Here is a 24,476-nt window from a genome sequence, read left to right as displayed (position 1 = left end):
TTTCGTCAGTCGCCGACTCAAATTATTCAACTAAAAAATGGCACAGGATAGTCCAAACTCCGATAGCGATCCTAAGGCTGGAAAAACCAAGGGCGTTGATATCGACAAGCTTTTTGGCCCTGTATCCAACGTACCGACGTCAATGGGAGTGCTGTTTTTGTATGGGATGCGTGTCAGCGATTTTACTGAATTAAGTAAGCTCTCGATACCCCACCCGCACGCCCGCGTTCGGGCCTTTATTCCGCTAATTTCTAGTCTCATCGAGTCCACCGGATTTAAAGAGAAACGACAGCCACCAAGTGCAGATGAGATTTCTCAATTGTCTGACGAGGAAGTAGAGAGCATCTCCAAGAGCTATCTAAAGATACTACTTCGTTCACAGGAAAAGTCGACAGACGCTCCTCTACCGCAAGCTGCTGATGAAGATGCCACAACGTACTTAGATCGCGTGCTTAAGCACACGTCCGAACGGCACCACCAACAAATGCGTGAAATGCATGAAAATGCACTTAAATCCAGCGATGACATTTTCGGTAACGTACGTAAGAGTTCGTTTGCGTTAGGGGCGACGTTAAATGCGTATGATCGATTGGTGGCCGGTCATGAAATTCGAACAGCGCCGCACGTGGAACTGTCAAACCATGTAGCGGAACAGTTTGCTCGCCAACGTCGTGAGCGCAGTGAAGAACTAGACATGGTTCGCTTGACAGGGCAAATGACAGCTGATTCCGCCAAGACACTCAAGGATCTCGCTGAAGCAGCCACTACGTTATTAGAGCAACTTGATGAGCGCGATAAGAAGGCGGACGAGTCTACACGTCACCAGGTTCAGATAGCCGTGTGGTCAGTTGTAATCTCTGCACTTCTCGCCGCAGTGGCCTTGATAGTGTCCGTGTTGGGCTATCAGCAGGACAGGTCAAATAACGAAGCTGGAGATAAATGGCAAGCAGAACTGCTCGATGCAGTGCGTTCCAGTAATCGTCAAAGTGATGATGCTAAAAAACAGATTCTGAGTCTTCAGGAAAAAGTCGTCAACCTAACTGCCAAGGTTCAACGTCTGGAGACGGGCCCACCCGCAGCGACATCGGATAAAAAGAAGAGAAATTCGCCACCTTACTGAAAACGGCCTCAGGGCCAGCACCTTGTGATCGACGTATTTGTTGTGAAGGCTATCCGTTACCCAAGTAAATAGTCAGGATACTTCTTGCGTATCGCATCCAATTGCGACAACGTGCCTGATAAGTGCTGCCGCACCTTACTCATTGCCTGATCACTGTCGCCGGCATCAATTGCTGCAAGAATGCCGGAGTGGTCGGCGAGTACTCGCGTCGCCTTGCCTTCGATCGGCAAATGCAAGCGACGAAGCCTATCGAGGTTGCCACTTTGTTGGCGCACCCAGCGCCACAATTCCTCAACATTGGCCGCAGCGAACATCTGTCGATGAAAGGCCATATCCGCCTTAACAAACGTCTCGTAGTCACCTTGGGAAAGCGCAAACTCTTGCTGCGAAATAAAATTGCCAAGCGTTGCCACCAGCTGGGGTGTCACTTGTTGGGCTAGTTGTGCCACGATCTCAAGCTCAAGGGACAAGCGAAGAAATTGCGCTTGTTTTGCAGAGTGTAAGTCAATCGCTCGTACCACAGTGGCTTGCTGCGGATAGATATCCACCAATCGCTCATCACTAAGTTTAGTCAGTGCGTCACGAACAGGCGTCGACGAAAGACCGTAGTAATCAGAGAGGTCATTACGCTGCAAAGACTCGCCAGGTTTCAACTCCAGGGTCGTAATCAGTTCGCGCAAGTGGTCGAAAACTTGAGCTGCCGCATTGCGACTGCGGTCAAGGCGGAACGGAGTTTGAAATGGACCGAGAGACATTGAAGCGTAATTGCTAGGTTAAGTTAAAGTTTGACGAGATCAAAAAATACTCACGGACTGGAAGTAATCAGCTCCGGCGGCACAGTCGATTCAGGAATCAGCAAGCCAGGATATCGTTCGCGCAATGCACGCAGTTTTGACATCGTGCCTGACAGATGGCGACGCACAACAGCTTCGGCGCCATAAGCGCTACCTTTCTCGATCGCGGAAACCAAATCAGTATGTTCCTGCAATACCGCATCTGCTTTTCCATTGAGAGGCACATGCATGCGTCGTAGCCGATCCAGATGACCGCTCTTAGAGCGCATGAGCACCCACAAATCTTCCATCTGAGCCGCAACAAACAGTCGGTGATGGAACTCGAGGTCGACAAATACGAAGCCATCAAAGTTCTGCATTTTTAGAAAGCCTCGCTGCTTTTCGATTAGCGCATACAGCTCGTTGACCAGCGATCGGTCGGTTTCGCCAGACAACTTTCGCGCAATCTCCAATTCTAGGGAGAGACGAAGAAAATGGGCATGCTTGGCAGCATCGATATCGATGCCGCTAACCCGGGTTCCATGCTGAGGAAAGATATCAACGAGGCCTTCCTCCGCAAGACGCAAAGTCGCGTCACGGACCGGCGTACCGGAGACCCCATAATAGCTGGCTAATTCAGCCCGGGATAACGGGGTTCCTGGCTTGAGCCCCATGCGCAAGATCTGCTCACGCAAATGCAGATAGACCTGATTTGCGGCGTTCTGTGTCTTGTCGAGTTCAAATTGAGGTTGAGGATTTTCCCAATCCATCGCTGTGTTCTACCTTGTGGACGACCAATTTTCTGACATCTGGGATGTGAATGATCCTTCACCAAATGCTTTGCAGATGGGCAAGTTGTACCCCTGACTGGTAAATATATCAGAGGTGCTGCATTGTTGCACTAATATTTCACGACCTAATCACACCCAAATAGGATAACTCCCGAAGCAGTGTTGTTGAAACCACCGGGCCTTTGCCAACTGTCAAGGTGCATTGTCCGGTTCGCCAAGTCGATGCCGAGGCTCTGTATGAGTTAGACGGTTTCGAGCTAGCGCGAGATGGCGCGACTCCAATGTATTTCCGAGATAGCCAGTGCTGGTGTCTTAACGGCAGCTGGCATATGCAGCGCTGTCGATCGCTATGCTGAAATGGCATTACGACCGCTTGCTTTTGCATTGGGATTTCAAGAGATCATGCCATAACATCTCTGATATTTCATTTACTTAAGATCACTATGCCAGCCCCATTTTCCACCTCCGATCGGACGACCGAATTTACGGCCGGCGTAACAAATCCGAACGCGGTTCTTTCGCTGCTTACCAGTCTCTTCTTCACTTGGGGATTTATAACCGTCATCAACAATACGCTGCTGCCGCACCTACGCAGCGTCTTCGATCTTAACTACACGCAGACCACGCTGATTGAGTCCGTATGGTTCATCGCGTACTTCTTCGCATCGATTCCATCTGCACGGTTGATTGAGCGAATTGGCTATCAGATGTCGATGGTCACTGGCCTCATAATTATGGCGATTGGGGCGCTAATGATGATTCCTGCCGCACGGCTGCCGTCCTACGTCGCAACGTTGTGTGCCTTGTTCGTCATCGCCTGTGGGATCACTCTGCTACAGGTTTCCGCAAATCCCTACGTTGCAGTTGTGGGCACACCAGAGACCGCGTCAGCCCGCTTGAACCTAGTACAAGCATTCAATTCGCTCGGAACGACATTGGCGCCACTATTTGGTGCTTATTTGATCTTAGGGCGCTCAGCCGCTGGAACTGCGGAAGCCGGTCATGTGCTCACCTCATCTGAAAGGTTGGCCGATGCTCAAGCAGTTCAACTACCGTATCTGATCGTTGCAGCTGTTTTGGTTATGCTTGCATTGGTCATAGCGCGCTTTCCGCTGCCAGCACTTCACGGTTCTGGTATGCGTGCTTCCGCAGAACAGCGGGGAACACTGTCATTGTGGAGGCACAGAAACCTGGTGTTCGGTATTCCAGCCATCTTCATCTACCTTATCGCTGAGATCGGCGTAGCCAACCTGTTCATAAATTTCACCTCACAGCCAGAGATCGGCAATCTGAACCACGAGCAAGGTGCACACTACTTGTTCCTGCTTTGGGGAGGCATGATGGTGGGGCGTTTCGTCGGGAGCGCCTTAATGAATCGAGCATCTGCCGAGAAAGTCTTGGCAATGGCGGCAATCTTTGCTTTTGTCGTCATGCTGATTGCAGCTTTGGGCTCTGGCCAAATTGCAATGTGGGCGCTTATTTCTGTTGGCCTCTTCCACTCAGTGATGTTTCCAACGATTTTCACTCTCGGCATCAAAGACCTTGGTCCTCTGACCGAGGAAGGCGCAGGCCTTCTGGTTATGGCGATTGCCGGAGGCGCACTCGTTGTAGTACAAGGCTGGCTCGCAGATACCATTGGTTTGCAACGGTCATTTTTGCTGACCTGCGCGTGCGAACTTTACGTATTGTTTTACGCGGTATGGGGCTGTAAAACCCAAACACGTTCGGCTGCCAGCGTCGAATGATGCGAAGTAGCCTCGAAGGTCAATCTAGGGGGGCATGGGCATGTGCATGATCTTTTGACTATAAGATTGGTACCGGCCGTCACCGAAGACAAACTTAACGTAGTGTCCGGGATGGGTTGACCACTACAGCTGGACGTGGCTGGCAACGACGTGTATTTCAACTGGCAGGACGAGTACGACGGCCGCCACCAGACGCTGCAGGGCAACCTGGCGCGCGGCGCCAAGGGGCGCAACTATTTTGTTGCCGAAACCACCGGCCAGGCCCAGGGCTGGGACGCCGTCAAGCAGATCCCGCCCTACGACGGCCAGATGTACCAGGACGTGTTTGCCAACATCGGCAATGGCGCCAACCTGTACATGTACTGGCACTGGTCGTCGCTCAACGCGGGCCAGGAGATTTACTGGAAGGGCGTGCTGGGCCACGACCATGCACCGAACCGCATTTATGCGGAAGTCGCCCGCACCGGGGCCGATCTGAAAAAGGTCGGCGCCGCGCTGGTCGATCTGAAGAAGGACAACCGCGTGGCCGTGCTGTACTCCACCGACTCGAACAACGCGCTGACCTTCATGCCATTCGATAAATGGAACAAGCCGCTGCCGCCCAGTTTTCATGCCGACGGCTACCGCCGCATGTTCGAACGCGTCAACGCCGCGCTGTACCAGGCCAGGGTGGAAACCGACATCGTGTTTGCCGATGCCCTGGATTTTTCCAAATACAAGTTGCTGATCGTGCCCGCGCTGTACTTCGCCGACCGATACGCTGACGGAAATGGAAGGCACCGTGCCACGCAGCTTCACCGTGTATAAAAAAAATGTTGCGGCAAATACGTTGGTCAGCCTCGGTGGCAATGGCTCTGCAACGTATAACAACTATGCTGTGATCGTCAAACCCGTGATCGCCAACCTGGTCGTCGGCGATACCCTCAATGCCGCCAACTGGTCCGTTCAAGGCAATCTGCAGCCCGGCGACTCCCTGTATGGCGACCGCACCGTGACCATCGCGACGCTGCCATCGGCATACAGCGGCGCGGACTGGATACGTTCCGCCAATTCGTCGAAGGCCTACACTGGCGCCGCCCAGGTGCGCTTTACCGTCACCCGGAACGCCACGCTGGCGGTCGCCCTGGACGACCGCATCGCACCAGCGCCGGCCTGGCTGGCGGCGTGGACCGCGACGACCGACACCTTGACCGATGACGAAAATGGGGAGAGCAGGAGCTTCAGGATCTATACCAAGCCAGTGGTCGCCAATACCCAGGTGACCCTCGGTGATGCTGGGACCACCATCTACAACAACTACCTGGTGATGGTTAAGTAAGATCCCGCTGTCGGGCCGCCTGGGCTGCAACGACGGCCCGGGAGTGCACCAGCGCTAACGGCGAATAAATTCTTGCTGTCGCGCCGGGCACCATCGCGCCGGCGTGACACTGCAATGGTTGCAACCGACGGGGCGAGCGTGTACAAAGGGACGCTGGTGAACCGTGTGGCAGTGATCTGCGCGCACGGTCGCCGCGCCACTATGGCAGACCCAGGTGACGCTTCGCCTCAGACACCGCCCAGTCCTTCAGAACGCTGAATGCGACGCCCCCGGCTGGCGTGATAACATTCTTTTTCGCCTTTTCCCACAGCGTCGGATCCTTAATGGAGTCCAGGAAATCATGGCCCTCCCAGGTGAGGCCGATCGGGAATGCGAATTTCGGGCCGTTGATCTGTTCATGTGTTGAACCATCGAGAAGACCTGCTTCGATCAGAAGCGTCATGTGCGCATTGATGATTGCCGGATCGTAATCATCATGCTGGAACTTCAGTGGGATATTGCTTGGCGGCCGCGATTCAAATTCGAGCAAAATTATCCGGATTAAATCGAAGTCTCGTTTCATGTCATTTCTCGTCGCTTTTTTGGGGAGGAGGCCGACGCCCGGAAGCAATCGGACGCGGCTCATTGTAGCGAAGATTTGCCCGCGTTAGCCGTCGGCGTCCGTGACCCGCGTGCGCCAGGAGAATGATGAAAAATCGCGGAGAAGTCTGCCCGCCAGGGACCGGCACTTAGGCTCTCCCTAACACGGCATTAGAAAAATGCCGATGGCGCCGTTCGGCGCGCAATGTCACGCTTCGATCAAAGCAGATCCGGATGAATAACCGTCCGGGCACAACAAGAATCTGACGATCGGAGACAACCATGGCAAGCCAACAGGCCGCCTATCTATTTGTTCCGGGAGATCGCCCCGAGCGTTTCCCCAAAGCTCTTCAGGCCGCGCCTGGCATGGCGATCATCGACCTCGAGGATGCCGTCGCGCCGCAAGCCAAGGACGCCGCACGCGCGGCCGTGGCCAACTGGCTCACGCGGGATGCCAACATCATCATCCGCATCAACGCCGAAGGCACGCCATGGTTCGAGGACGACCTCCGCCTGGTGGCGGCGGCCGGTGTGCAGGGCGCCATGCTGTCCAAGGCGGAGTCGCCAGCCACGGTGGCGCGGGTGGGCGATGTCGCCGGCGCCGTCGTACCGCTGATCGAAACGGCACTGGGCATGGCCCAGGCGCGTCTCATTGCCCGCCAGCGCCATGTAGCGCGGCTGGCATTCGGTTCCATCGACCTCAAGGCGGACCTGGGCATCGGCGGCAATGTGGAGGAACTGGACTACTTCCGGTCCGAGCTGGTCCTTGCTTCCCGGTTGGCCGAACTCGACCCACCCATCGACGGCGTGACGACCGCCATCGACGACACCGACGTATTGCGCGCGGAGACGCTGCGTGCCAGGCGCTTTGGCTTTGGCGCCAAATTGTGCATCCATCCCAGACAGGTTGCCATCGTCAACGGTGCGTTCGCGCCGTCGGCGGCCGAGGTGGCATGGGCGCGGCTGGTGCTCGACGCCATCGCCGGCAGCGATGGCGCCGCCGTGGCCGTGAACGGAAAAATGGTGGACAAGCCGGTAGCCGCCCTGGCTGCACGCATCGTGGCCGCAGCCTGAATTGCACCGCGCCGCGGTTTTCTGGAATACATCGACTCAAGGAGCTGCAATGAAAGTGCTGGTTTGCGTGAAACGCGTGGTCGACCATAACGTCAAGGTGCGGGTCAAGCCCGACGGCAGCGGCGTGGACACCGCCAACGTCAAGATGGCCATCAATCCCTTCGACGAAATCGCCGTCGAGGAAGCCGTGCGTTTGAAAGAGCGTGGCCTGGTGACGGACATCGTCGTGCTGTCCATTGGCGGTGCCGGCGTCACCGAGACCTTGCGCGGCGCGCTGGCCATCGGCGCCGACCGCGCGCTCCACATCGACACGGCCGCTGACTTGCAGCCATTGGCCGTGGCCAAGGTCATCCACGCCATCATCGGCCGCGAAGCGCCCGACCTTGTGCTGTTGGGCAAACAGGCGATCGACAACGACGCCAACCAGACCGGCCAGATGGTTGCCGCGCTGGCCGACCTGCCGCAGGCGACGTTTGCCAGCCTGATCGAGATTGCCGATGGCGTTGCCACTGTCACGCGCGAGGTGGACGGCGGTCTGGAAACCTTGGCGCTGCCACTGCCGGCCGTGGTGACGACCGACCTGCGCCTCAACGAACCGCGCTACGTGACGCTGCCCAATCTCATGAAGGCCAAGAAAAAGCCGCTCGATGTGATTGCCGCCGCCGACCTGGGCGTGGACCTGGCGCCGCGCCTGGAACTGGTGGCGGTGCGAGCGCCTACGGCCAGGAAAGCCGGGGTACGTGTCCCCGACGTGGCCACCCTGATCGACCACCTGAAACAATATTCGGCTGCGGCCTGAGGAGACGCCCATGACGGTACTTGTCATTGCAGACCACGACCAGCGGACCGTCCGTGCCGCCACATTGAGCACCATTGCCGCCGCGCTGGAGCTTGGTCCCGAGGTCCACGTACTCGTGGCCGGCCACGGTGCGGATGCCGTGGCGGTGCAGCTGGCTAACATTGCGGGCGTGGCCAAGGTGCTGCAGGCGGACGATCCCGTGCATGCCGCCGCGCTGGCCGAGCGGGTTGCCGGCCAGGTGCTCGCCTGCCTCGGCGCGTCGGCCGGGCGGTACAGCCATGTGCTGTTCCCGGCGACCGCGAACGGCAAGGATGCTGCGCCGCGCCTGGCCGCGAAACTGGACGTGGCGCCCATCGGCGACGTCGTCAAGGTGATCGATGCCGATACGTTCGAGCGGCCGATCTATGCCGGCAACGCGCTGGCCACGGTGCGCAGCCGCGACGCCGTCAAGGTGCTGACGGTGCGCGCCACAGCCTTTGCTGCCGCTGCCGCCGCCACCGGTGCTGCGGCCGCCATCGAGCACATCGCCGCAGTGGCGGACGGCGGCAAGGCCCGGTTGGTGCGCAGCGCCGTGAGCGCCAGCGAGCGTCCCGAGCTGGCCAGCGCCGCCATCGTGGTGGCGGGCGGCCGTGCGCTGGCCAGCGCCGCCAACTTCGACGCCGTCATCGGCCCGCTGGCAGACAAGCTGGGCGCCGCCATCGGCGCCAGCCGCGCGGCCGTGGATGCCGGCTACGCGCCCAACGACTTACAGGTGGGCCAGACCGGCAAGATCGTCGCGCCCAGGCTGTACCTGGCCGTGGGCATTTCCGGCGCCATTCAGCACATTGCCGGCATGAAGGACGCCGACGTGATCGTGGCGATCAACCAGGACCCCGAGGCGCCCATCTTCGGCTTTGCCGACTTCGGCCTGGAGGCGGATCTGTTTACCGCCGTTCCGCAGATCACCGCCGCACTGTGAGGACCATATGAACCTGCACGCATTACAGGACTGGACAGGACGCGTCGAAGAACGCGAGGACGTGGTCACGGCGGCGCCGCTGGCCTTGCTGGCAGCCACCCTCGATTTGCCACCGCAGCCCCTGCAGACGGTGCCACCGCTCTGGCACTGGCTGTATTTCCTGCCGACCGCCAGCCTGGCGGAGGCGGGTGTCGACGGCCATCCGCAACGGGGCGGCTTCCTGCCGCCGGTGCCGCTGCCACGCCGCATGTGGGCCGGCAGCCGGGTGCAGTTCCGGCAACCGCTGAACGTGGGCGAGACGATCCGCCGTCGGTCCGAGATAACCGGTGTGACGCACAAGGAAGGCAAGAGCGGCCCCCTGGTATTTGTCGCGATCCGCCAGACGATTGCCAACGCCCGGGGCGTGGCGCTGGTCGAGGACCAGACCGTGGTCTATCGCGACGCCGCCCCGTCCGCTGCTGCGGCGGCCCCAGTGCGTGGCCAGCCGATTCCGTACCCGGCGCAGTTTCACCGCAAGGTGCTGCCGGGCCCGGTACTGCTGTTCCGCTATTCCGCGCTCACCTTCAACAGCCACCGCATCCACTACGACCACCCGTACGTGGTGCAGGAGGAGGGCTATCCCGACCTGGTCGTGCATGGGCCGCTGTGCGCGACGCTGCTGGTCGAGGAAGTGCGGCGGCAATACCCGGACCGGCGCATCGCCGCGTTCGAATTCAAGGCGCTAAGCCCGCTGTTCGCGAATGCCGAATTCGGCATCGGCGGGTGCCTCGACGGCTCGACCGTTCATGTATGGACCGAAACGCCGGACGGCTGCCTCGGCATGCTGGCCAAGGCCGAACTGGCCTGATTTGATAATGACTGGAGACTGATCATGATGCACGATGTAGACGACGAATTTCAGGAAATCCGCGATGCGGTGCGCGCGCTGTGCGCCGAATTCCCGGACGAGTACCACCGCAAGATCGATGAACAGAAGGCGTACCCCGAAACGTTCGTCAACGCCCTGACCACGGCCGGCTGGATGGCGGCACTGGTGCCGCAGGAATACGGCGGCTCCGGCCTGGGCCTGACCGAAGCGTCGGTAATCATGGAAGAGATCAACCGCAGTGGCGGCAACTCGGGTGCGTGCCACGGCCAGATGTACAACATGAACACCCTGCTGCGTCATGGCTCCGAAGCCCAGAAGCAGTTTTATTTGCCGCGCATTGCCAGCGGCGAATGGCGCCTGCAGTCGATGGGCGTGACGGAACCGACGACCGGCACCGATACCACCAAGATCAAGACCACGGCCGTCAAAAAGGGTGACCGCTACGTGATCAACGGCCAGAAGGTGTGGATCTCGCGGGTCCAGCATTCGGACTGGATGATCCTGCTGGCGCGCACCACGCCGCTGTCCGATGTCAAGAAGAAATCGGAAGGCATGTCGATCTTCATGGTGGACTTGCGCGCGGCCGAAAAAAGCGGCATGACGGTGCGGCCCATCGCCAACATGGTCAACCACGAGACCAACGAGTTGTTCTTCGAGAACCTGGAAATTCCGGCCGAGAACCTGATCGGCGAGGAGGGCATGGGCTTCAAATATATCCTCGACGGCCTGAATGCGGAGCGCACGCTGATCGCTGCCGAATGTATCGGTGACGGCTACTGGTTTATCGACCGGGTGGCGCGCTACACCCGGGACCGCGTCGTGTTCGGCCGGCCCATCGCGCAAAACCAGGGTGTGCAGTTCCCGATCGCCGAGTCCTACATCGAGGTGGAAGCGGCCAACCTGATGCGTTTCAAGGCGTGCGCGCTGTTCGACGCCAATCAGCCATGCGGCGCGCAGGCCAACATGGCCAAGTACCTCGCGGCCAAGGCCAGCTGGGAAGCGGCCAACGTGTGCCTGCAGTTCCACGGCGGCTATGGCTTCGCCAACGAGTACGACATCGAACGCAAGTTCCGGGAAACCCGGCTGTATCAGGTGGCGCCGATCTCGACCAACCTGATCCTCAGCTACGTGGCCGAGCACATCCTCGGCATGCCGCGCTCGTTCTGACACCAGCTCCGGGAGAACCGACATGAAAGCATTACCGCTTGCGGGCATCACCGTGGTGTCGCTCGAACATGCGATTGCCGCGCCGTTCTGCACGCGCCAGCTGGCCGACCTGGGCGCGCGCATCATCAAGGTCGAGCGGCCCGGCACCGGCGACTTTGCGCGCGGCTACGACGCACGCGTGGACGGCATGGCCTCGCACTTTATCTGGACCAACCGCTCCAAGGAGAGCATCACGCTCGACCTCAAGCAGCCCGCGGCCCTGGCCGTGCTGCGGCAGCTGCTGGCCACGGCCGACGTGCTGGTGCAGAATCTGGCGCCCGGTGCGGCCGCGCGCATGGGCCTGTCCCATGACGTGTTGTCCGAGGCGTTGCCGCGCCTGATCGTGTGCGACATCTCCGGGTACGGCGACGCGCCGGACGCGCCGGGACCTTACCGTGACAAGAAAGCGTACGACCTGCTGATCCAGAGCGAATCGGGCTTTCTCAGCGTGACCGGACCGGACGATGCGCCGTCCAAGGCCGGCAACTCGATCGCCGATATCGCGGCCGGCATGTATGCCTATACCAATATCCTGGCCGCGCTGATCGAACGAGGCCAGACCGGCCGGGGCCGCCGTATCGACATCTCCATGCTCGAGAGCATGGTCGAATGGATGAGCTACCCGCTGTACTACGCGTACCACGATGCAGCGCCGCCGCCGCGCACCGGCGCCGCGCATGCCACTATCTACCCCTACGGCCCGTTCCCTGCAGGGGATGGCAAATCGGTCATGCTGGGCCTGCAGAACGAGCGCGAATGGGTGGCGTTCTGCGATCAGGTGCTGCGCCAGCCCGCGCTGGCCGGCGACGCCCGATTTTCCGCCAACGTGGGGCGGGTCGCCCACCGCGACGCACTGCGCGCGGTAATCGTGGAGACCTTCGCCTCGCTGACATCGGCGCAGATCGTGGAGCGGCTGGAACAGGCGCAGATCGCCAACGCCACCATCAATGCCATGCAGGACGTGTGGCGCCACCCGCAACTGCGGGCGCGCGCGCGCTGGATCGATATCGACACCCCGATCGGCCCGGTACCGGCACTGTTGCCGCCCGGGGCGGACGGGCCGGACGACGCCCGCATGGACCCCGTCCCCGCGCTGGGCCAGCACACCGAAAAAATATTGCACGAACTGGGTTACGGACCGGAATCGCTGGCGCGTATGCGTGCCAGCGCCGCCGTCTGATTGCGACCGCCATCCGCGCCCGCCGACACACTGACTTCCGCCCTACCGCATAACGACCGACAGAGTCGCGGTAGCGGCGGCGCCGCCGCACCGATCACAGGAGACTATCATGCACAGCATCCCCACGGCCGCCGCGCCGGCCGCCGGCGCCCCCAGCGCCGCCCAGCGCGTCCGCTCCATCCTCAGCGCCTGTTCCGGCAACCTGGTCGAATGGTACGATTTTTTCGTCTATGCCTACACCGCCATTTATTTTGCCGGCCAGTTTTTCCCGTCCGGCAGCCAGACCAGCCAGTTGATGGCCACAGCTGGCGTGTTTGCCGTCGGCTTCCTGATGCGGCCTCTGGGCGGCTGGATTTTCGGCTACATTGCCGATACCCGCGGCCGCAAGGTATCGATGATTATCTCGATCTTCTTCATGTGCGGCGGCTCGCTGATCATCGCGCTGCTGCCTCCGCATGCGGCCATCGGCATTTTTGCCCCCATCATCCTGGTGATCGCCCGGCTGATGCAGGGACTGTCTGTAGGCGCCGAGTATGGTACCGGGGCGACCTATATCAGCGAGATGTCGAGCCCCGGCCGGCGTTCGTTCTTCGGGTCATTCCAGTACGCGACCATCATTGCCGGCCAGCTGGTCGCGCTGCTGGTCGTGTGGGCCTTGCAGCACCTGCTGACCGCGGACCAGATGACCAGCTGGGGCTGGCGCATCCCGTTCCTGATCGGCGCAGTGGGCGCGGTGGTGGTGGTGTATCTGCGGCGCGCGATGATCGAGACGGCCCTCGTCAAGGAAAGTAAGAAGAAAGATGCCGGTTCGCTGCGCAGCCTACTCACCCGGCATCCGCGCGCGGTCGTGCTGACCATGATCATTACCATGGGATGCTCGCTGTATTTCTACACCTTCACGACCTATATGCAGAAATTCCTGGTGGTGTCGGCCGGCATGCCGGCAGCCACGGTCAGCGTGATCATGACCTCGGCGCTGGTGATCTTCATGCTGATCCAGCCCTTGCTCGGCTACGTAGCCGACCGCATCGGTACCCGCACCAACATGATGTTGTTTTCGGGCCTGGCCGCCCTGTTCGTGATCCCGCTGCTGTCCGGGATCCGCGCGGCGCAAGACCCGACCACGGTGTTCTTCCTGGTCGTGGCCGGGCTGGCGATTGCCGGCTTTTACACCCCGGTAACGGGCGTACTCAAGGCCGACCTGTACCCGGCCAGCGTGCGCGCGCTCGGTGTGGGCTTTCCTTACGCCGTCGGTAACGCGCTGTGCGGCGGCACCGCCGAGTACGTCGCCCTGATGCTGCGTTCGATGGGCGTCGAAGATTACTTTTTTTATTATGTCGCCGGCATGGGCGCCATCACCTTCATCGCAGCAGTCATGCTGCCCGACCTGCGCCAGCATGGCTACCTCGACGGCGATGGCGCGGTGGAGGAAAATGTTCGCCTCGGTCCGGTCGACCGCGCGGTAGCCGGCGCCGGCAAAGGCGGCTGAGGCTGTCAGGAGGGGGTACCGGAATCGGCCACGAGCACGTCGACCAGCTCGCGCGCAAACGCGGGCAGCAGGTCGAAGTTGCGCGCGCACAGCGACAACTGGCGCACCGCCCAGTCGTCGGCCAGGTCGACGACGCACACCGCCATCTGACGCGACAGGCGCGACGCGGCGGACAGCGGAATGATGCCGATGCCCACGTGTTCCTCGATCATGCGGCAGCACGCCTCGAAGCTGCCGATCTGGACCCGCATCTTGATGGTGCGGTCGAGGGCGGTAAGCTGCTGCATCAGGAATGCATACAGCCCGGTGCCCTCGGGCAGGCACACGTAGTCGAAATCGAGCGTGTCGCGAAAGCGTACCGCGTGGGTGCCAGCCAGTGCATGGCCGTTGGGCACCACCAGCACCAGGCGGTCGCTTTTATACGGTTTGACTTCGAGCGACTCGGTGCGGACCGGCCCCGCGACGATGCCGAGGTCGGCTTTGCCATCGCATACGGCGCGCACCACTTCCGGGCTGGGGCGTTCCTTGAGATCGATGCTGACGTCGGGATGACTGGCCAGGTAGCTGCCCAGCGCCGCCGGCAGGTATTCCGCAATGGCCGTGATGCTGGCAACCAGGCGCAGGTGGCCCTTGATGCCGCGCCCGTATTCCTGCACATCGTTGCGCAGGTGTTCGAGCTGGGCCAGCACGATGCGCGCGTGGTGGACGAACGCCTGGCCCGGGGCGGTCAGGGTCACGCCCTGGCTGCTGCGTACGAACAGCCTGGCCCCCAGGCTTTCCTCGATGTTCTTGATGCGCACGCTGACCGATGCCGGCGACAGGTGGCACCGTTCGGCGCCGCGCGTGAGGTTGTTGGTCTCCGCCACGGCCACAAACAGCCGCAGGTCGGTCATGTCGAAGTGCATCGCAAGATCCTGTCTCGTGCATCGGTTGCGCGCACGCGCAACACCGGGCGAACCACTCGCCCGGCGCCCGATGTTACTGCAAAAAGTGGTGGTCAGCGCAGCACGAACGGATTGCCGGTGGCGGCGCCGGTATTGATCCACACCGATTTCGTGTGCAGGAAGGCCTGGATGGCATCGATGCCATTTTCGCGTCCCACGCCCGAATCCTTGTAGCCGCCGAACGGCGCCATGAAGCTGACGGCGCGGTAGGTATTGACCCATACCGTGCCGGCTTGCAGCTGTTCCGTCATACGGATGGCGCGGCCGATGTCGCGGGTCCAGACGGCGGCCGCCAGGCCGAAGCGGATGTCGTTGGCGATCTGCACCGCCTCAGCCTCGTCGCGGAAGCGGATGATCGACAGGACCGGCCCGAATACCTCCTCCTGGGCGATGCGCATATCGTTCGTGACGTCGCCGAAGATGGTGGGCTCGACAAACCAGCCATTGCCGCACGCGCCGCCCCGCGCGGCCTTGCCACCCAACAGCAGCGTGGCGCCTTCGTCGGTCGCGATGCGGATGTAGTCGAGCACCTTGGCGTACTGGGGCTCGGTGGTGATCGGTCCTACCTGGGTGCCGGCGGCGGTCGGATCGCCCATGCGGGCGGTGGTGGCAATGGCCAGCAGCCGCTCCACGACAGTGTCGTACACGCTGTCCTGCACCAGCAGGCGCGAGCCGGCGATGCAGGTCTGCCCGCTGGCGGCAAAGATGCCGGAAATGGCGCCGAACACGGCTTGATCGAGGTCGGCATCGTCGAAAATGATGTTGGGCGACTTGCCGCCCAGTTCCATGGCCGTGTGCTTGAGCAGGCGCGCGGCCTGGGCATTGATGTGGCGGCCGGTCTGGTCGGAGCCGGTAAACGTGATCTTGCTCACCAGCGGGTGCTCGACCAGCGGCGACCCGACCTCGGCGCCGAAACCCGTCACCACGTTGACGACGCCGGGGGGGAAGCCCGCTTCGGCGAACAGCTTGACGAATTCGAGGGTGGATGCGGACGTGAACTCGGACGGCTTGATAACGACGGTGCAGCCGGCTGCCAGCGCGGGCGCGATCTTCCAAGTGAGCAGCATCAACGGCGAATTCCACGGCGTGATCACGCCCACCACGCCCACCGGCTCGTGGCGGGTGTAGCTGAGATAGCCTTTTTTGTCGAGCGGCAGCACCTGGCCCTGCACCTTGTCAGCCAGGCCACCGTAATAATAAAACCACTGCGGCAGGTAGGTGATCTGGCTCCGCATTTCGGCCAGCAGCTTGCCGTTGTCGCGGGTTTCGATCTGCGCCAGGCGGTCGGCATCGCGTGCCAGCAGGTCGCCCAGGCGGTGCAGCAGCAGGCCGCGCGCAGTGGGCGTCAGCGCGGCCCAGGGGCCGGTAGTGAGCGCCGCGTGGGCTGCCTGCACGGCGCGATCGACGTCGCTGGCGTCGCCGCGCGCAATGTCGGCCCAGGCCAGCCCCGTGAACGGATTGTGGCTGGGGAAGTGTTCACCGGACGCCGGCGCGACCGGTTCGCCGGCGATGTAATGGTCATAGTGTTGCATGAGGTCTCCGGGGAATGGCAATGCGCCCGGGGCGCGCGCAGGCGCGCACCCGGGCGGGGATCAGAACGGTGGCAGGTCGAGCGCGGCGCGGAAGCGGTTCTTGACGAACACGCCGTCACGGGGCGGCAGCGCGCGCGGTGGCTCGTCGGAAGCGATGAACACCTGGGCGAACGCGCACTGCTCGCGCTGGCGGGCGAGGGTGGCGATGCGGTCGGCGCCGGCGAGCTCATCGACCGTGAAGGCGTTGGCGATGCCGAAGCCTGCCGCTACTGCGACCAGGCTGGTGCCCAGGCTCGAGTGGCTGCGTTGCATGCCCGTCTCACCGAAATGGCCGTTGTCGAGCACGACGATAGTCAGGTTCTTAGGGTGGCTGGCGCCCACGGTGCCCAGGCTGCCGATGCCCATCAGCTGCTCGCCGTCACCGGTGATCACGACCACCGATTTGTCCGGCTGCGCCAGCGCCAAGCCCAGGGCCAGCGACGTGGAGCCGCCCATGGCGCCCCACAGGTAAAAATTCTTGTCGCGGTCGCCTGCGGCAAACACGTCATACGATGGCGAGCCGAGGCCAGTGACGATCAGAGCATCGGGCAAGGCGGCGACCAGGCGGGCGATGAAGGCGCGGCGGTCGAGCAGGTTTTTGGTGTCGCTAGTCATCAGTTGCGCTCCCATTTTTTACGGCCAATCAGACTTTGCGACAGCAGCACGGCCACTTGCTCGCCAGCCAGGAAGGCAGCGTCGAGTCCGGCGCTGACGATTTCTCCCACTTCGTCGGGATGCGAGGCGCGCAGGACGGTGATGCCCATCAATTCCAGCGCGGCCTGGGTTTGCTTTCCCATCGGGCCCTGCCACGGATTGAACTCGGCGTACTCGCCGCGCATCGTCACCAGCGTCAGGAACGGGAAATTGCAGCTGCGCAGCAGCGAAAACATGTTGACGCAGTTACCCACGCCGCTGCTTTGCATCAGCAGGGCGGCGCGGTCGCCGCCGAGCCAGGCGCCGGCGACCAGCGCCACGCCTTCCTCTTCGGTGGTCAGCACGGTGTCCTTGATCTCCGGGTCGGCGATCGCGGCGCGGATCGCGTACGCATGACCGGCGTCGGGCACGTAGGCGATCTGGGAAATACCGCCCTCCTTCAGGGCGTGGAATACAGCCTGTTGCCAGGCGGGTGGTGCGGCAGTCGTCGAGCTCATTGGGGACCTCATGGCAGGGTGGAGTGGCCATGTTAATATTGAATGGAAGTCGCTGGATAATAGAATTTTCTGATGTGTAAAATCACATTGTGCGATAGGGGATACGATGGACGTCAAACAACTGCGCACCCTGGTAGCAATTGCCGATGCCGGCAGCGTGACGCGCGCGGCGGTGCTACTCAACATCGTGCAGCCGGCCGTCTCGCGCCACATCAAGCTGCTCGAGGAGGATCTCGGCACGGTGCTGTTCGACCGCAACCGCAACGGCATGGAGTTGACCGACGACGGCCGCACTTTGCTCGAGTACGCGCGCCGGGTGCTGAGGGAAATCGAGCAGGCCAGGGCCGAGATCCGCCCATCCCGAGGCGTGGTCGGTGGTATCGTCACGATCGGTCTGCTGCCCAGTACCTGCGACCTGATTACCAACGTGCTGATGCGGGAGATTGCCGCTGCCTACCCCGGCATACATCTGCGTTTTCTGGTCGGGTACGCGGGCGACCTGCAAAAATGGCTCGATGCGGGCGACCTCGATGCATCGCTGTTGTACGACATCAGCGGCACGCCCGCGCTCAAAGTGCGCCCGCTGCTGGAGGAGGCGTTGTGGGTCGTGGATCGGCCCGGCAACCTGGTCGCGCAGGATGTGCCGGTCGCGTTCGCCAGCCTGGCAGAGCAGCCGCTGATCCTGCCGGACGCGCGGCATGGCCTGCGGGCCCTGGTCGATCACCAGGCGGCACTGGCGGGGGTGCGCTTGCGCATTGCGGCCGAAACGAATGCCATGAGCGTGCAAAAATCACTCGTGGTCGGCGGCCATGGAATGACGATACTGCCGTCGGTCGCAGTGGTGGACGAAGTAGCGCGCGGCATCTTAGTGTGTGCACCGTTGGTGGCGCCGCAGGTGCTGCGAAAAATCGTGCTGGCGATGCCCACCAACCGGCTGGCGGGGACGCCGGTGCGAATGGTCGTGGCGACGCTGCTCACGAGCATCCAGGCGCTGATTGACGGCGGGTACTGGAAATCCGCGAACTGGCTCGACAGTGATCCGTTGTAACGGCGCGCCGCCTATCGATGTCGCGCGAGCGGGGACGTGAAGATACCCTTAAAGGCTTTTTGGTCAACAGCGTGTTGACAGGCGGATCCACTGCCGGCTGGAGCTGATGTTGACATCCGCGCGGTACCCACTGATTCAGCGACAGCGACACTGTTGCCAGGCGAGGTCGGCAGGCGCACTGGCAGGAATGGAACGTCGGAAGCTGACGCATCTGCCGGCGTGTCCTCTGATTCTTGCAAATGGAAATTGGCGCAGTTCACACTAGCTCCTTCTGCCATGCGGCAGGACTGAGAGGGTGATCACAGCAATTGCTCCATCGCAGCTGCATCAGGATCACCGCCAGCTTGCCATTTCCGAGCTCACATGGGCAAGTATGGCTTTCTCGTGCGGCGCCAGATTTAAACGTCTTCGGCTATGACGCGGCTGTAGTTTGCCGTTATAAACATCGGGTGGAATTGGGCCAAGCAGCTGACCGACTTCTGCGTGCCGTTTTGCGGCATCGCCCGCGGCATTGGGAATAAAGTCCGCCCGGCATAAATCGCGTAGATCGGGACGCATCAAAACCGCTCAAAGCGCGCGGTTTCAATAAAGGCTGCCCGAATTGCTCGAGTCAATTCCCGGATGCTCTGTCGGCCCTGGTCATCGGTCAGTTGATCTTTGCGCACCAGGGTTTTTACCGTTCGAATATAGTAGTCGAAGTGCACCACAAGATCGCTGATTGCGTACCCGTACGGGCTTTTGAATCCAAGCTGTTCGTTTGCTCGCAGAATTGACCCACTCCGATTGACCCACCTTCCACTGTCTGGCGAAAGCAGCCACCCGGTCATATGACCCTTGATACCCCAGCTCCTTAAGGTCCAGGTGGATTTGCTTCAGATTGCGCCGCTGCTTGCGAGGCTTGGCCGCCTCAGCCTTGAGCCAAGCCGACAGCTGTACAGAATATTTGTCTAAGAGGCTTGATGATCGCCGCTCCGCATAGGAGGGCTCTGTGGTTTCCGACCGTAGGTATCGCCGGACGGTGTTGCGGGAGATACCCAGTCGTCTGGCGATCTCCCGGAGCGGAACCTGGTCACGAAGGTGCCAGCGTCGAATTATGCCTAGTAAAGCCACGTCGATCACTCCGATCTCCTGTCGAAAGGACAGGAAGGATTGTGCTATGAACGTGGGTCACCCATTAGCCGTCCGGAGTCAAGCGCGTAAGCAAACCCTCGCGTGATTTCGCGATTATTCAATATTTACATACCATCGTGCTCGATTGCACATTTGAATTCGCACCCTTTGCTTCGCGGTCCGGTTTCATGAATCGCACCAGTCACCCATGTGGATCAAGTCGGTGCATGCCGCGCACCGACCCTGACAGCATCGCTGTCCCAGAAGCATCTCGGTACCGTCTTGCGTCCAGGTATAAGGACAGTTTTATGGTTGCCGCAAGCGGCTCCAGACCTTTGTGGCTCGCAATCCGGGCAATTCATTTGCTACTCGATACGATGGCAAACGGCGCGGCATCCAATCAGTTTCCTGGCTTTTCATCCAACCCACGTTTTGGCTTGCCGGCCGTTGCCAAGCTTATGTGAAGCATCGCTCCACAGAGAATTTTTCACCCGTCTTCAGCATATGGAAGCAAGCGCGTGCCAACTTGTGCGCGACGGCCTTGATCGCCACGATGCCGTTGCGCTTGGTTTTTTTGCGCTGGTAAAATTTGCGAGCCGGTTCGCAATAGCGGATCGCAAAGTTGGCTGCCTCAATGTATGCCCAAGCCAGGAAACGGTTTCCGTTCCTGGTATTGCCTTTACCCTTTTTCTTGCCATTGGAAATGTGGGCGCTCCCCACGCAGCGGCAATACGATGCGTAGTTGCCGACATCGGCGAAGCGACCGATATCTCCAGTCTCCAATAAAATGACAGTCGCCAGAACCGGTCCGATGCCGGCGACGGAGCGCAACAAGCGGCAATTCTTGTCGCGACGGCAGTGCTGATGCAACGCTGCTTCAAGGCCATCGATCTGGACTTGAAGCGCTTGTAGGATCGCCAAGTTGGCTTTCATCCCGAGCGCATCTGTCGTGCCAATCGGCATGGCATCGATATCCAATGCCGACAGCAGCTTAATGCCGTTGCCGGACATCGCGGCGCCGATGTGCTGTGCCATGCTCGTCTGGATCGATAGGATTTGCGTCGTGCGCTGCCCAACCAGTTGCATGCGCCGACGGGCCAGGTCACGTACTGTACGATCGGCCTTCGGCATGATGTGACCTTCGGGCAGCAGGCCCAGGCGAAGAATATGCGCCAGATGACGGGCGTCGGATTCATCGCCGCGATACTTCAGGCCGTCGTACTGCTTGATCGCGGTGGTATTGGCCAGATGGAGTGAATACCCGGCGGCAGCCAGCCCGTCAACTAGCCAGTACCAGTTGTAGGTGGACTCGACAACCACACCGAACAGCTCTCGCTGGTACGGACTCAGCGCATCACATATCACCGCGAGATCGTTCGGTAGCCGCTTGGAATACACGACCTTGTCGGCGTCGTCGGAGACGACGACAAGGCAGTTGTTGGAATGAAGATCAATGCCACAAAATAACATGACGTCCTCCTCGATAAAGTTCGGATTCGTACCGTGACTTTATTCCTCGGCGTGGCCGAAGGGAGGACGGCTAGATGATTATCAGATTCCGTTGCAAATTCGTGGGGAAGGTGGGTCAATTTTCAACGCAAATTAACAAGCGCGCAGTAGCTAGCGCTATGCGTGGCAGCCTATCGACTTCCAAGCCCCAGCCACGGGGCGTGAAATGGACGAACTAATTCCGTAGCGAGTTTAAACGCTTGATGTCGCCGCCCTCAGCTCCGTTAGGAGCGAAGCGCTTATTACCTCCCAGGCAGCCCAAGTCCTTATGCTTCACCTTCTTATAAAGATTCAGGTAATTGTCGAGCTTGTCCGGAGGCGGCATTTTGTCCGCCTCATAGGCTGCATGCCAAGCCGCGACGCTTTCATCGCTGAGAGCGAGAAGCCCATTGCCGTGCCTTAGTGATAGGACCATGATGCCTTGCGCCGCGCTGTGAAGTGCGATGATGACCCATCGCCAAGTGTGCAGATCTCCCACAACTCTTTGCGCGAATTCCGTAGCGACACTCATCGCTTCGACTGCATCAATTTCTTCGTCTGTTCTCAGATACATATTGTCGCCTGCCTGCCAGCAAGGTCTACGAAGAACATCTATTTTTTAAGCAAATCGGCGAAGAATTTTAAGTCGTTTGGGTCCAACAGGTCGCCCTTCAAAAAGGGGCGCATCTGCTCGGACGCACGCTCGGCGATTCGCAAGCAACAAGCCTCCAAGCCGCGCAGGCGCGCGGGCCATCAGGCACTGACGCCGCAATTACCGTGATTCGAGCACCGTCACTAGCAGCGCCAATAACCTGCTCGATTCGTTGATACGACTCGACGCTCTACGGCAGATTGATTGGCCCGGCCAGTACGTAGAGCCGCATGCTTACTTCCCCAAAAGCGACGAGTAGTCACAGCAGGAATTTTTATCGAAATCGCTGGTATGACAGATTCAAGTAAATTCATCTATCGATTTAACTGATACAACGAATCCATAAAAGGGTTTTGTTCGAATAGCTGAACGACAATAAGATCGTGACTGAATTTTTTCACTTAACGTTTTTCCTAAGCGGAGTTGAGCGATGTTTCCGCTAGCACATACGTGAAGTACCAACACTACGATAACCAAGGAGACAGCATGACTCACCACACCCTCATTCGCCGCAGCCTGTTGGCCGCCACCATTGCCTCGCTCTTCGGCGGCGCGCAGGCCCAACAGGCGAGCAATGAAATCCTGGAAGTGATCGTGACCGCGCAAAAACGCCCGGAAGCCGCATCGAGGACAGCTGTTTCGCTCACGGCGTTGAGCGCGGATGAGCTTAGCCGCCGTGGTGTGCAAGGTGTGGAAGACCTTACCAACGTGTCGCCGAATGTCCAGATCGGCACTGCCGACGCCGGCAATACCAACATCTACATTCGCGGCATTGGCAGCAACAACACCGCTGAAGTGGGCGACCCGGCAGCCGCCTTCCACGTGGACGGCGTCTATCTGGCCCGACCGGACCAGGCGCGCAACGCCTTCCTCGACGTGGAACGGGTCGAGGTGTTGCGCGGCCCGCAAGGCACGCTGTACGGCCGCAACGCCACCGCCGGCGCCATCAATGTGGTGACCAACAAGCCATCCAAGGACTTCGGAGCCAAGGGTGAAGTGGAGATTGGCAGTTTCAATTTGCGCCGCCTGGAGGCCGTGCTGAACGTGCCGGTCAACGACGCCTTCGCGCTGCGCCTGGCTGCCTTGGGCAAGGACCAAGACAACTTTATCGACACCCCCCGTTCGAATAACAACAAGACCGAAACCCGGGGCGCGCGCCTCCACGGCCTCCTTAAGCTGAGCAAGGACACCAGCCTGCTGCTGACGGCGGACGCCACCAACATCAAGGGCCCTGAAAGCGCCGGCATCCCGCTGCCGCTTGCCGACGACCACGGCCGGCGCGGCCAGCAAAACGACTCCGTGCTGGCCGCCTCCGGCGATGCCAAGTATTCCGGCCTCACGGCGGAGCTGAACATGGACCTCGGCGCCAGCGCGCTGACCTACCTCGTGTCGAAGCGAAAACGCGATATCGAATGGCAGCGTACGCTGGTCAACCCGATCACACCAGCCGGCGGCCGCAACTGGACCGACGGTACTTCGGATCAGGTGTCGCACGAGTTGCGGCTGTCCTCCACCGGCAGCGGGCCGCTACGCTGGGTGGGCGGGTTGTATGTGTTCGACGAAAAGATGGCTACCCAGGCCGAATTTACCGACGGCTTCATCAGGTTCAACCAGAAAGAAATCAAGGCGTCGTCGGTGGCCATGTTCGGGCAGGCCACCTATTCATTGACGCCGGAGGTGCGCATGACTGTGGGCGGGCGCACCACGCGTGATAAAAAATCCTGCGACGGCTGCATCCAGACGGTGGCTGGCTTCGCCGCCGACACCACCGCCAAGCGCGACTGGTCGCGTAGCGACTGGAAGCTGGGGTTGGACTACGACATCGCAAAGGACACCATGGCCTACGGCGTGGTCTCCACCGGCTATAAGGCGGGCGGCTTCAACAACGCCGCGCCGGCCGTGCCTTTCCTCGGCCAGCCGGCTAGCCCGGTACACTTCTATGCCCCCGAAACACTGACTTCCGGCGAAGCCGGCATCAAGGGAAAATTCCTGGGCAATCGCGGCCGCTACAACGCCGCCGTGTTCTACTATGATTACAAGGACCTGCAGGTCAGCACCCGCCTCAGCCTAGGCGGCGGCTTGTCCAGCGGCGTGGTCGACAACGCCGCCAAGGCCAGCGTGAAGGGGTTCGAGGCGGATGCACGGGTGCGCATCGGCGACAATGGCACGCTGAACGCGGCTCTCGGCCTGACGGAAGCGAAGTACGGCAGCTACACCACCTGCAAGAACGAGATCACCAATGCGCCGCTGGATTGCTCCGGCAAGAGCCTGCGCAATGCGCCGAAGGCGACGCTGGGCCTGGGCTACGAATACTTCGTCGACATCGGCGAGGGTGAATTGATCTTGCGCGCCGACACGCGATATTCGTCCAAATACTACAACGATGACGCCAACACCGCTACCTTCGAGCAGGGCAGCTATACCCGCACCGGTGTGTCGGTGCGCTACAACGCGCCGGCCGGCAAGTGGCACATGTCCGCTTATGCCCGCAACCTGGAAAACCGCAACGTAGTCAACTCGCGCCTGTCCAACACTGTGTTCGGTGCCTATGGCTACACTGCGGCGCCGCGCACCGTGGGCGTAACGCTCGGATTGTCGATGTAAGGACGCGA

23 protein-coding genes and 1 pseudogene are annotated in these 24,476 nt (G+C 60.5%); 13 read left to right on the top strand and 11 right to left on the bottom strand.

The window, feature by feature from the left end:
• The first annotated feature begins 37 nt into the window (after window positions 1-37).
• Window positions 38-1,120 carry a hypothetical protein gene (locus BMZ70_RS28050; RefSeq protein WP_130300748.1) on the top strand — a complete coding sequence of 361 codons (1,083 nt, stop codon included), beginning with the start codon at window positions 38-40 and terminating at the stop codon, window positions 1,118-1,120.
• Window positions 1,121-1,176: 56 nt separating this feature from the next.
• On the opposite strand, the gene BMZ70_RS16825 is transcribed toward BMZ70_RS28050, so the two are convergent.
• Together BMZ70_RS16825 and BMZ70_RS16820 are read right to left on the bottom strand one after the other, a co-directional pair.
• Window positions 1,177-1,875 carry a GntR family transcriptional regulator gene (locus tag BMZ70_RS16825; protein ID WP_092276698.1) on the bottom strand — a complete coding sequence of 233 codons (699 nt, stop codon included), beginning with the start codon at window positions 1,873-1,875 and terminating at the stop codon, window positions 1,177-1,179.
• Between the two features lie 50 nt (window positions 1,876-1,925).
• Complete coding sequence (locus BMZ70_RS16820; RefSeq protein WP_092276695.1) at window positions 1,926-2,663, bottom strand: GntR family transcriptional regulator; 738 nt, start codon at window positions 2,661-2,663, stop codon at window positions 1,926-1,928.
• 464 nt (window positions 2,664-3,127) lie between these two features.
• Here BMZ70_RS16820 and BMZ70_RS16815 point away from each other — a divergent pair, with 464 nt between their 5' ends.
• The 3 genes from BMZ70_RS16815 (at window position 3,128) to BMZ70_RS16805 (ending at window position 5,747) form a co-directional block, all read left to right on the top strand.
• A complete protein-coding gene (locus BMZ70_RS16815) occupies window positions 3,128-4,429 on the top strand; it encodes a sugar MFS transporter (protein ID WP_092276692.1) in 1,302 nt (433 codons plus the stop codon).
• A 135-nt stretch (window positions 4,430-4,564) separates the two neighbouring features.
• Complete coding sequence (locus BMZ70_RS16810) at window positions 4,565-5,236, top strand: alpha-amylase family protein (protein WP_229205431.1); 672 nt, start codon at window positions 4,565-4,567, stop codon at window positions 5,234-5,236.
• A 70-nt stretch (window positions 5,237-5,306) separates the two neighbouring features.
• Window positions 5,307-5,747 carry a hypothetical protein gene (locus tag BMZ70_RS16805; RefSeq protein WP_130300750.1) on the top strand — a complete coding sequence of 147 codons (441 nt, stop codon included), beginning with the start codon at window positions 5,307-5,309 and terminating at the stop codon, window positions 5,745-5,747.
• Between the two features lie 199 nt (window positions 5,748-5,946).
• On the opposite strand, the gene BMZ70_RS16800 is transcribed toward BMZ70_RS16805, so the two are convergent.
• Window positions 5,947-6,309 carry a DUF2513 domain-containing protein gene (locus BMZ70_RS16800; RefSeq protein WP_165403458.1) on the bottom strand — a complete coding sequence of 121 codons (363 nt, stop codon included), beginning with the start codon at window positions 6,307-6,309 and terminating at the stop codon, window positions 5,947-5,949.
• Window positions 6,310-6,608: 299 nt separating this feature from the next.
• Between BMZ70_RS16800 and BMZ70_RS16795 the strand changes: the two genes are divergently transcribed.
• The 7 genes from BMZ70_RS16795 (at window position 6,609) to BMZ70_RS16765 (ending at window position 13,900) form a co-directional block, all read left to right on the top strand.
• A complete protein-coding gene (locus tag BMZ70_RS16795) occupies window positions 6,609-7,400 on the top strand; it encodes an HpcH/HpaI aldolase/citrate lyase family protein (protein WP_092276683.1) in 792 nt (263 codons plus the stop codon).
• 49 nt (window positions 7,401-7,449) lie between these two features.
• Entirely contained in the window at window positions 7,450-8,199 is a 750-nt protein-coding gene (locus BMZ70_RS16790; protein ID WP_092276680.1) for an electron transfer flavoprotein subunit beta/FixA family protein, read from the top strand.
• Window positions 8,200-8,209: 10 nt separating this feature from the next.
• The gene (locus BMZ70_RS16785) at window positions 8,210-9,157 is read left to right on the top strand and encodes an electron transfer flavoprotein subunit alpha/FixB family protein (RefSeq protein ID WP_092276677.1); all 948 of its coding nucleotides are present in this window, start codon (window positions 8,210-8,212) and stop codon (window positions 9,155-9,157) included.
• A 7-nt stretch (window positions 9,158-9,164) separates the two neighbouring features.
• Window positions 9,165-10,004, top strand: a complete 840-nt coding sequence (locus tag BMZ70_RS16780; RefSeq protein WP_092276675.1) for an HTD2 family dehydratase — start codon at window positions 9,165-9,167, stop codon at window positions 10,002-10,004.
• Between the two features lie 24 nt (window positions 10,005-10,028).
• Window positions 10,029-11,192: an acyl-CoA dehydrogenase family protein gene (locus tag BMZ70_RS16775; protein WP_207231499.1), complete on the top strand. Its 1,164-nt coding sequence runs from the start codon at window positions 10,029-10,031 to the stop codon at window positions 11,190-11,192.
• A gap of 22 nt (window positions 11,193-11,214) precedes the next feature.
• Window positions 11,215-12,411, top strand: coding sequence for a CaiB/BaiF CoA transferase family protein (locus BMZ70_RS16770; RefSeq protein WP_092276672.1), 1,197 nt, complete (start codon window positions 11,215-11,217; stop codon window positions 12,409-12,411).
• A gap of 109 nt (window positions 12,412-12,520) precedes the next feature.
• On the top strand, window positions 12,521-13,900 hold the full coding sequence (locus tag BMZ70_RS16765) for an MFS transporter (RefSeq protein ID WP_092276669.1): 1,380 nt from the start codon (window positions 12,521-12,523) through the stop codon (window positions 13,898-13,900).
• A gap of 5 nt (window positions 13,901-13,905) precedes the next feature.
• Here BMZ70_RS16765 and BMZ70_RS16760 read toward each other — a convergent pair whose 3' ends face one another.
• The 4 genes from BMZ70_RS16760 to BMZ70_RS16745 all read right to left on the bottom strand — a co-directional run bounded on the left by BMZ70_RS16760 (window position 13,906) and on the right by BMZ70_RS16745 (window position 17,566).
• The gene (locus tag BMZ70_RS16760; protein WP_092276666.1) at window positions 13,906-14,805 is read right to left on the bottom strand and encodes a LysR family transcriptional regulator; all 900 of its coding nucleotides are present in this window, start codon (window positions 14,803-14,805) and stop codon (window positions 13,906-13,908) included.
• A gap of 92 nt (window positions 14,806-14,897) precedes the next feature.
• Window positions 14,898-16,376 (bottom strand): aldehyde dehydrogenase, encoded by a 1,479-nt coding sequence (locus tag BMZ70_RS16755; protein ID WP_092276663.1) that lies wholly within the window; start codon window positions 16,374-16,376, stop codon window positions 14,898-14,900.
• Between the two features lie 60 nt (window positions 16,377-16,436).
• On the bottom strand, window positions 16,437-17,030 hold the full coding sequence (locus BMZ70_RS16750) for a thiamine pyrophosphate-dependent enzyme (RefSeq protein ID WP_092276660.1): 594 nt from the start codon (window positions 17,028-17,030) through the stop codon (window positions 16,437-16,439).
• Entirely contained in the window at window positions 17,030-17,566 is a 537-nt protein-coding gene (locus BMZ70_RS16745) for a thiamine pyrophosphate-binding protein (protein ID WP_092276657.1), read from the bottom strand. The genes BMZ70_RS16750 and BMZ70_RS16745 overlap by 1 nt, the downstream gene beginning before the upstream one ends.
• 106 nt (window positions 17,567-17,672) lie before the next feature.
• Here BMZ70_RS16745 and BMZ70_RS16740 point away from each other — a divergent pair, with 106 nt between their 5' ends.
• The gene (locus BMZ70_RS16740; RefSeq protein WP_092276654.1) at window positions 17,673-18,614 is read left to right on the top strand and encodes a LysR family transcriptional regulator; all 942 of its coding nucleotides are present in this window, start codon (window positions 17,673-17,675) and stop codon (window positions 18,612-18,614) included.
• A 557-nt stretch (window positions 18,615-19,171) separates the two neighbouring features.
• Here the strand turns inward: BMZ70_RS16740 and BMZ70_RS29315 are convergent.
• The 4 genes and pseudogenes from BMZ70_RS29315 to BMZ70_RS16720 all read right to left on the bottom strand — a co-directional run bounded on the left by BMZ70_RS29315 (window position 19,172) and on the right by BMZ70_RS16720 (window position 21,786).
• The gene (locus BMZ70_RS29315) at window positions 19,172-19,441 is read right to left on the bottom strand and encodes an AcaB family transcriptional regulator (RefSeq protein ID WP_092276651.1); all 270 of its coding nucleotides are present in this window, start codon (window positions 19,439-19,441) and stop codon (window positions 19,172-19,174) included.
• A pseudogene (locus BMZ70_RS16730) lies at window positions 19,407-19,733 on the bottom strand (helix-turn-helix domain-containing protein); the annotation flags it as partial. The gene BMZ70_RS29315 and the pseudogene BMZ70_RS16730, both read right to left, overlap by 35 nt.
• A 447-nt stretch (window positions 19,734-20,180) precedes the next feature.
• Entirely contained in the window at window positions 20,181-21,194 is a 1,014-nt protein-coding gene (locus tag BMZ70_RS16725; RefSeq protein WP_092276648.1) for an IS110 family RNA-guided transposase, read from the bottom strand.
• Between the two features lie 214 nt (window positions 21,195-21,408).
• A complete protein-coding gene (locus BMZ70_RS16720) occupies window positions 21,409-21,786 on the bottom strand; it encodes a hypothetical protein (protein WP_092276645.1) in 378 nt (125 codons plus the stop codon).
• Window positions 21,787-22,350: 564 nt separating this feature from the next.
• Here BMZ70_RS16720 and BMZ70_RS16715 point away from each other — a divergent pair.
• On the top strand, window positions 22,351-24,468 hold the full coding sequence (locus BMZ70_RS16715) for a TonB-dependent receptor (protein ID WP_092276642.1): 2,118 nt from the start codon (window positions 22,351-22,353) through the stop codon (window positions 24,466-24,468).
• Window positions 24,469-24,476: the final 8 nt, after the last annotated feature.

The sequence above is a fragment of the Duganella sp. CF402 genome, from assembly GCF_900109645.1.
GTDB lineage: Bacteria > Pseudomonadota > Gammaproteobacteria > Burkholderiales > Burkholderiaceae_D > Rugamonas.
The sequence above is the reverse complement of the archived record's forward strand: the minus strand, read 5'-3'. Positions and strand labels throughout refer to the sequence as shown.

Coding starts and splice junctions, on each gene's coding strand:
- BMZ70_RS28050 (WP_130300748.1), top strand. CDS start 38: ATGGCACAGGATAGTCCAAACTCCGATAGCGATCCTAAGGCTGGAAAA.
- BMZ70_RS16825 (WP_092276698.1), bottom strand. CDS start 1,875: ATGTCTCTCGGTCCATTTCAAACTCCGTTCCGCCTTGACCGCAGTCGC.
- BMZ70_RS16820 (WP_092276695.1), bottom strand. CDS start 2,663: ATGGATTGGGAAAATCCTCAACCTCAATTTGAACTCGACAAGACACAG.
- BMZ70_RS16815 (WP_092276692.1), top strand. CDS start 3,128: ATGCCAGCCCCATTTTCCACCTCCGATCGGACGACCGAATTTACGGCC.
- BMZ70_RS16800 (WP_165403458.1), bottom strand. CDS start 6,309: ATGAAACGAGACTTCGATTTAATCCGGATAATTTTGCTCGAATTTGAA.
- BMZ70_RS16795 (WP_092276683.1), top strand. CDS start 6,609: ATGGCAAGCCAACAGGCCGCCTATCTATTTGTTCCGGGAGATCGCCCC.
- BMZ70_RS16790 (WP_092276680.1), top strand. CDS start 7,450: ATGAAAGTGCTGGTTTGCGTGAAACGCGTGGTCGACCATAACGTCAAG.
- BMZ70_RS16785 (WP_092276677.1), top strand. CDS start 8,210: ATGACGGTACTTGTCATTGCAGACCACGACCAGCGGACCGTCCGTGCC.
- BMZ70_RS16780 (WP_092276675.1), top strand. CDS start 9,165: ATGAACCTGCACGCATTACAGGACTGGACAGGACGCGTCGAAGAACGC.
- BMZ70_RS16775 (WP_207231499.1), top strand. CDS start 10,029: ATGATGCACGATGTAGACGACGAATTTCAGGAAATCCGCGATGCGGTG.
- BMZ70_RS16770 (WP_092276672.1), top strand. CDS start 11,215: ATGAAAGCATTACCGCTTGCGGGCATCACCGTGGTGTCGCTCGAACAT.
- BMZ70_RS16765 (WP_092276669.1), top strand. CDS start 12,521: ATGCACAGCATCCCCACGGCCGCCGCGCCGGCCGCCGGCGCCCCCAGC.
- BMZ70_RS16760 (WP_092276666.1), bottom strand. CDS start 14,805: ATGCACTTCGACATGACCGACCTGCGGCTGTTTGTGGCCGTGGCGGAG.
- BMZ70_RS16755 (WP_092276663.1), bottom strand. CDS start 16,376: ATGCAACACTATGACCATTACATCGCCGGCGAACCGGTCGCGCCGGCG.
- BMZ70_RS16750 (WP_092276660.1), bottom strand. CDS start 17,030: ATGACTAGCGACACCAAAAACCTGCTCGACCGCCGCGCCTTCATCGCC.
- BMZ70_RS16745 (WP_092276657.1), bottom strand. CDS start 17,566: ATGAGCTCGACGACTGCCGCACCACCCGCCTGGCAACAGGCTGTATTC.
- BMZ70_RS16740 (WP_092276654.1), top strand. CDS start 17,673: ATGGACGTCAAACAACTGCGCACCCTGGTAGCAATTGCCGATGCCGGC.
- BMZ70_RS29315 (WP_092276651.1), bottom strand. CDS start 19,441: ATGACCGGGTGGCTGCTTTCGCCAGACAGTGGAAGGTGGGTCAATCGG.
- BMZ70_RS16725 (WP_092276648.1), bottom strand. CDS start 21,194: ATGTTATTTTGTGGCATTGATCTTCATTCCAACAACTGCCTTGTCGTC.
- BMZ70_RS16720 (WP_092276645.1), bottom strand. CDS start 21,786: ATGTATCTGAGAACAGACGAAGAAATTGATGCAGTCGAAGCGATGAGT.
- BMZ70_RS16715 (WP_092276642.1), top strand. CDS start 22,351: ATGACTCACCACACCCTCATTCGCCGCAGCCTGTTGGCCGCCACCATT.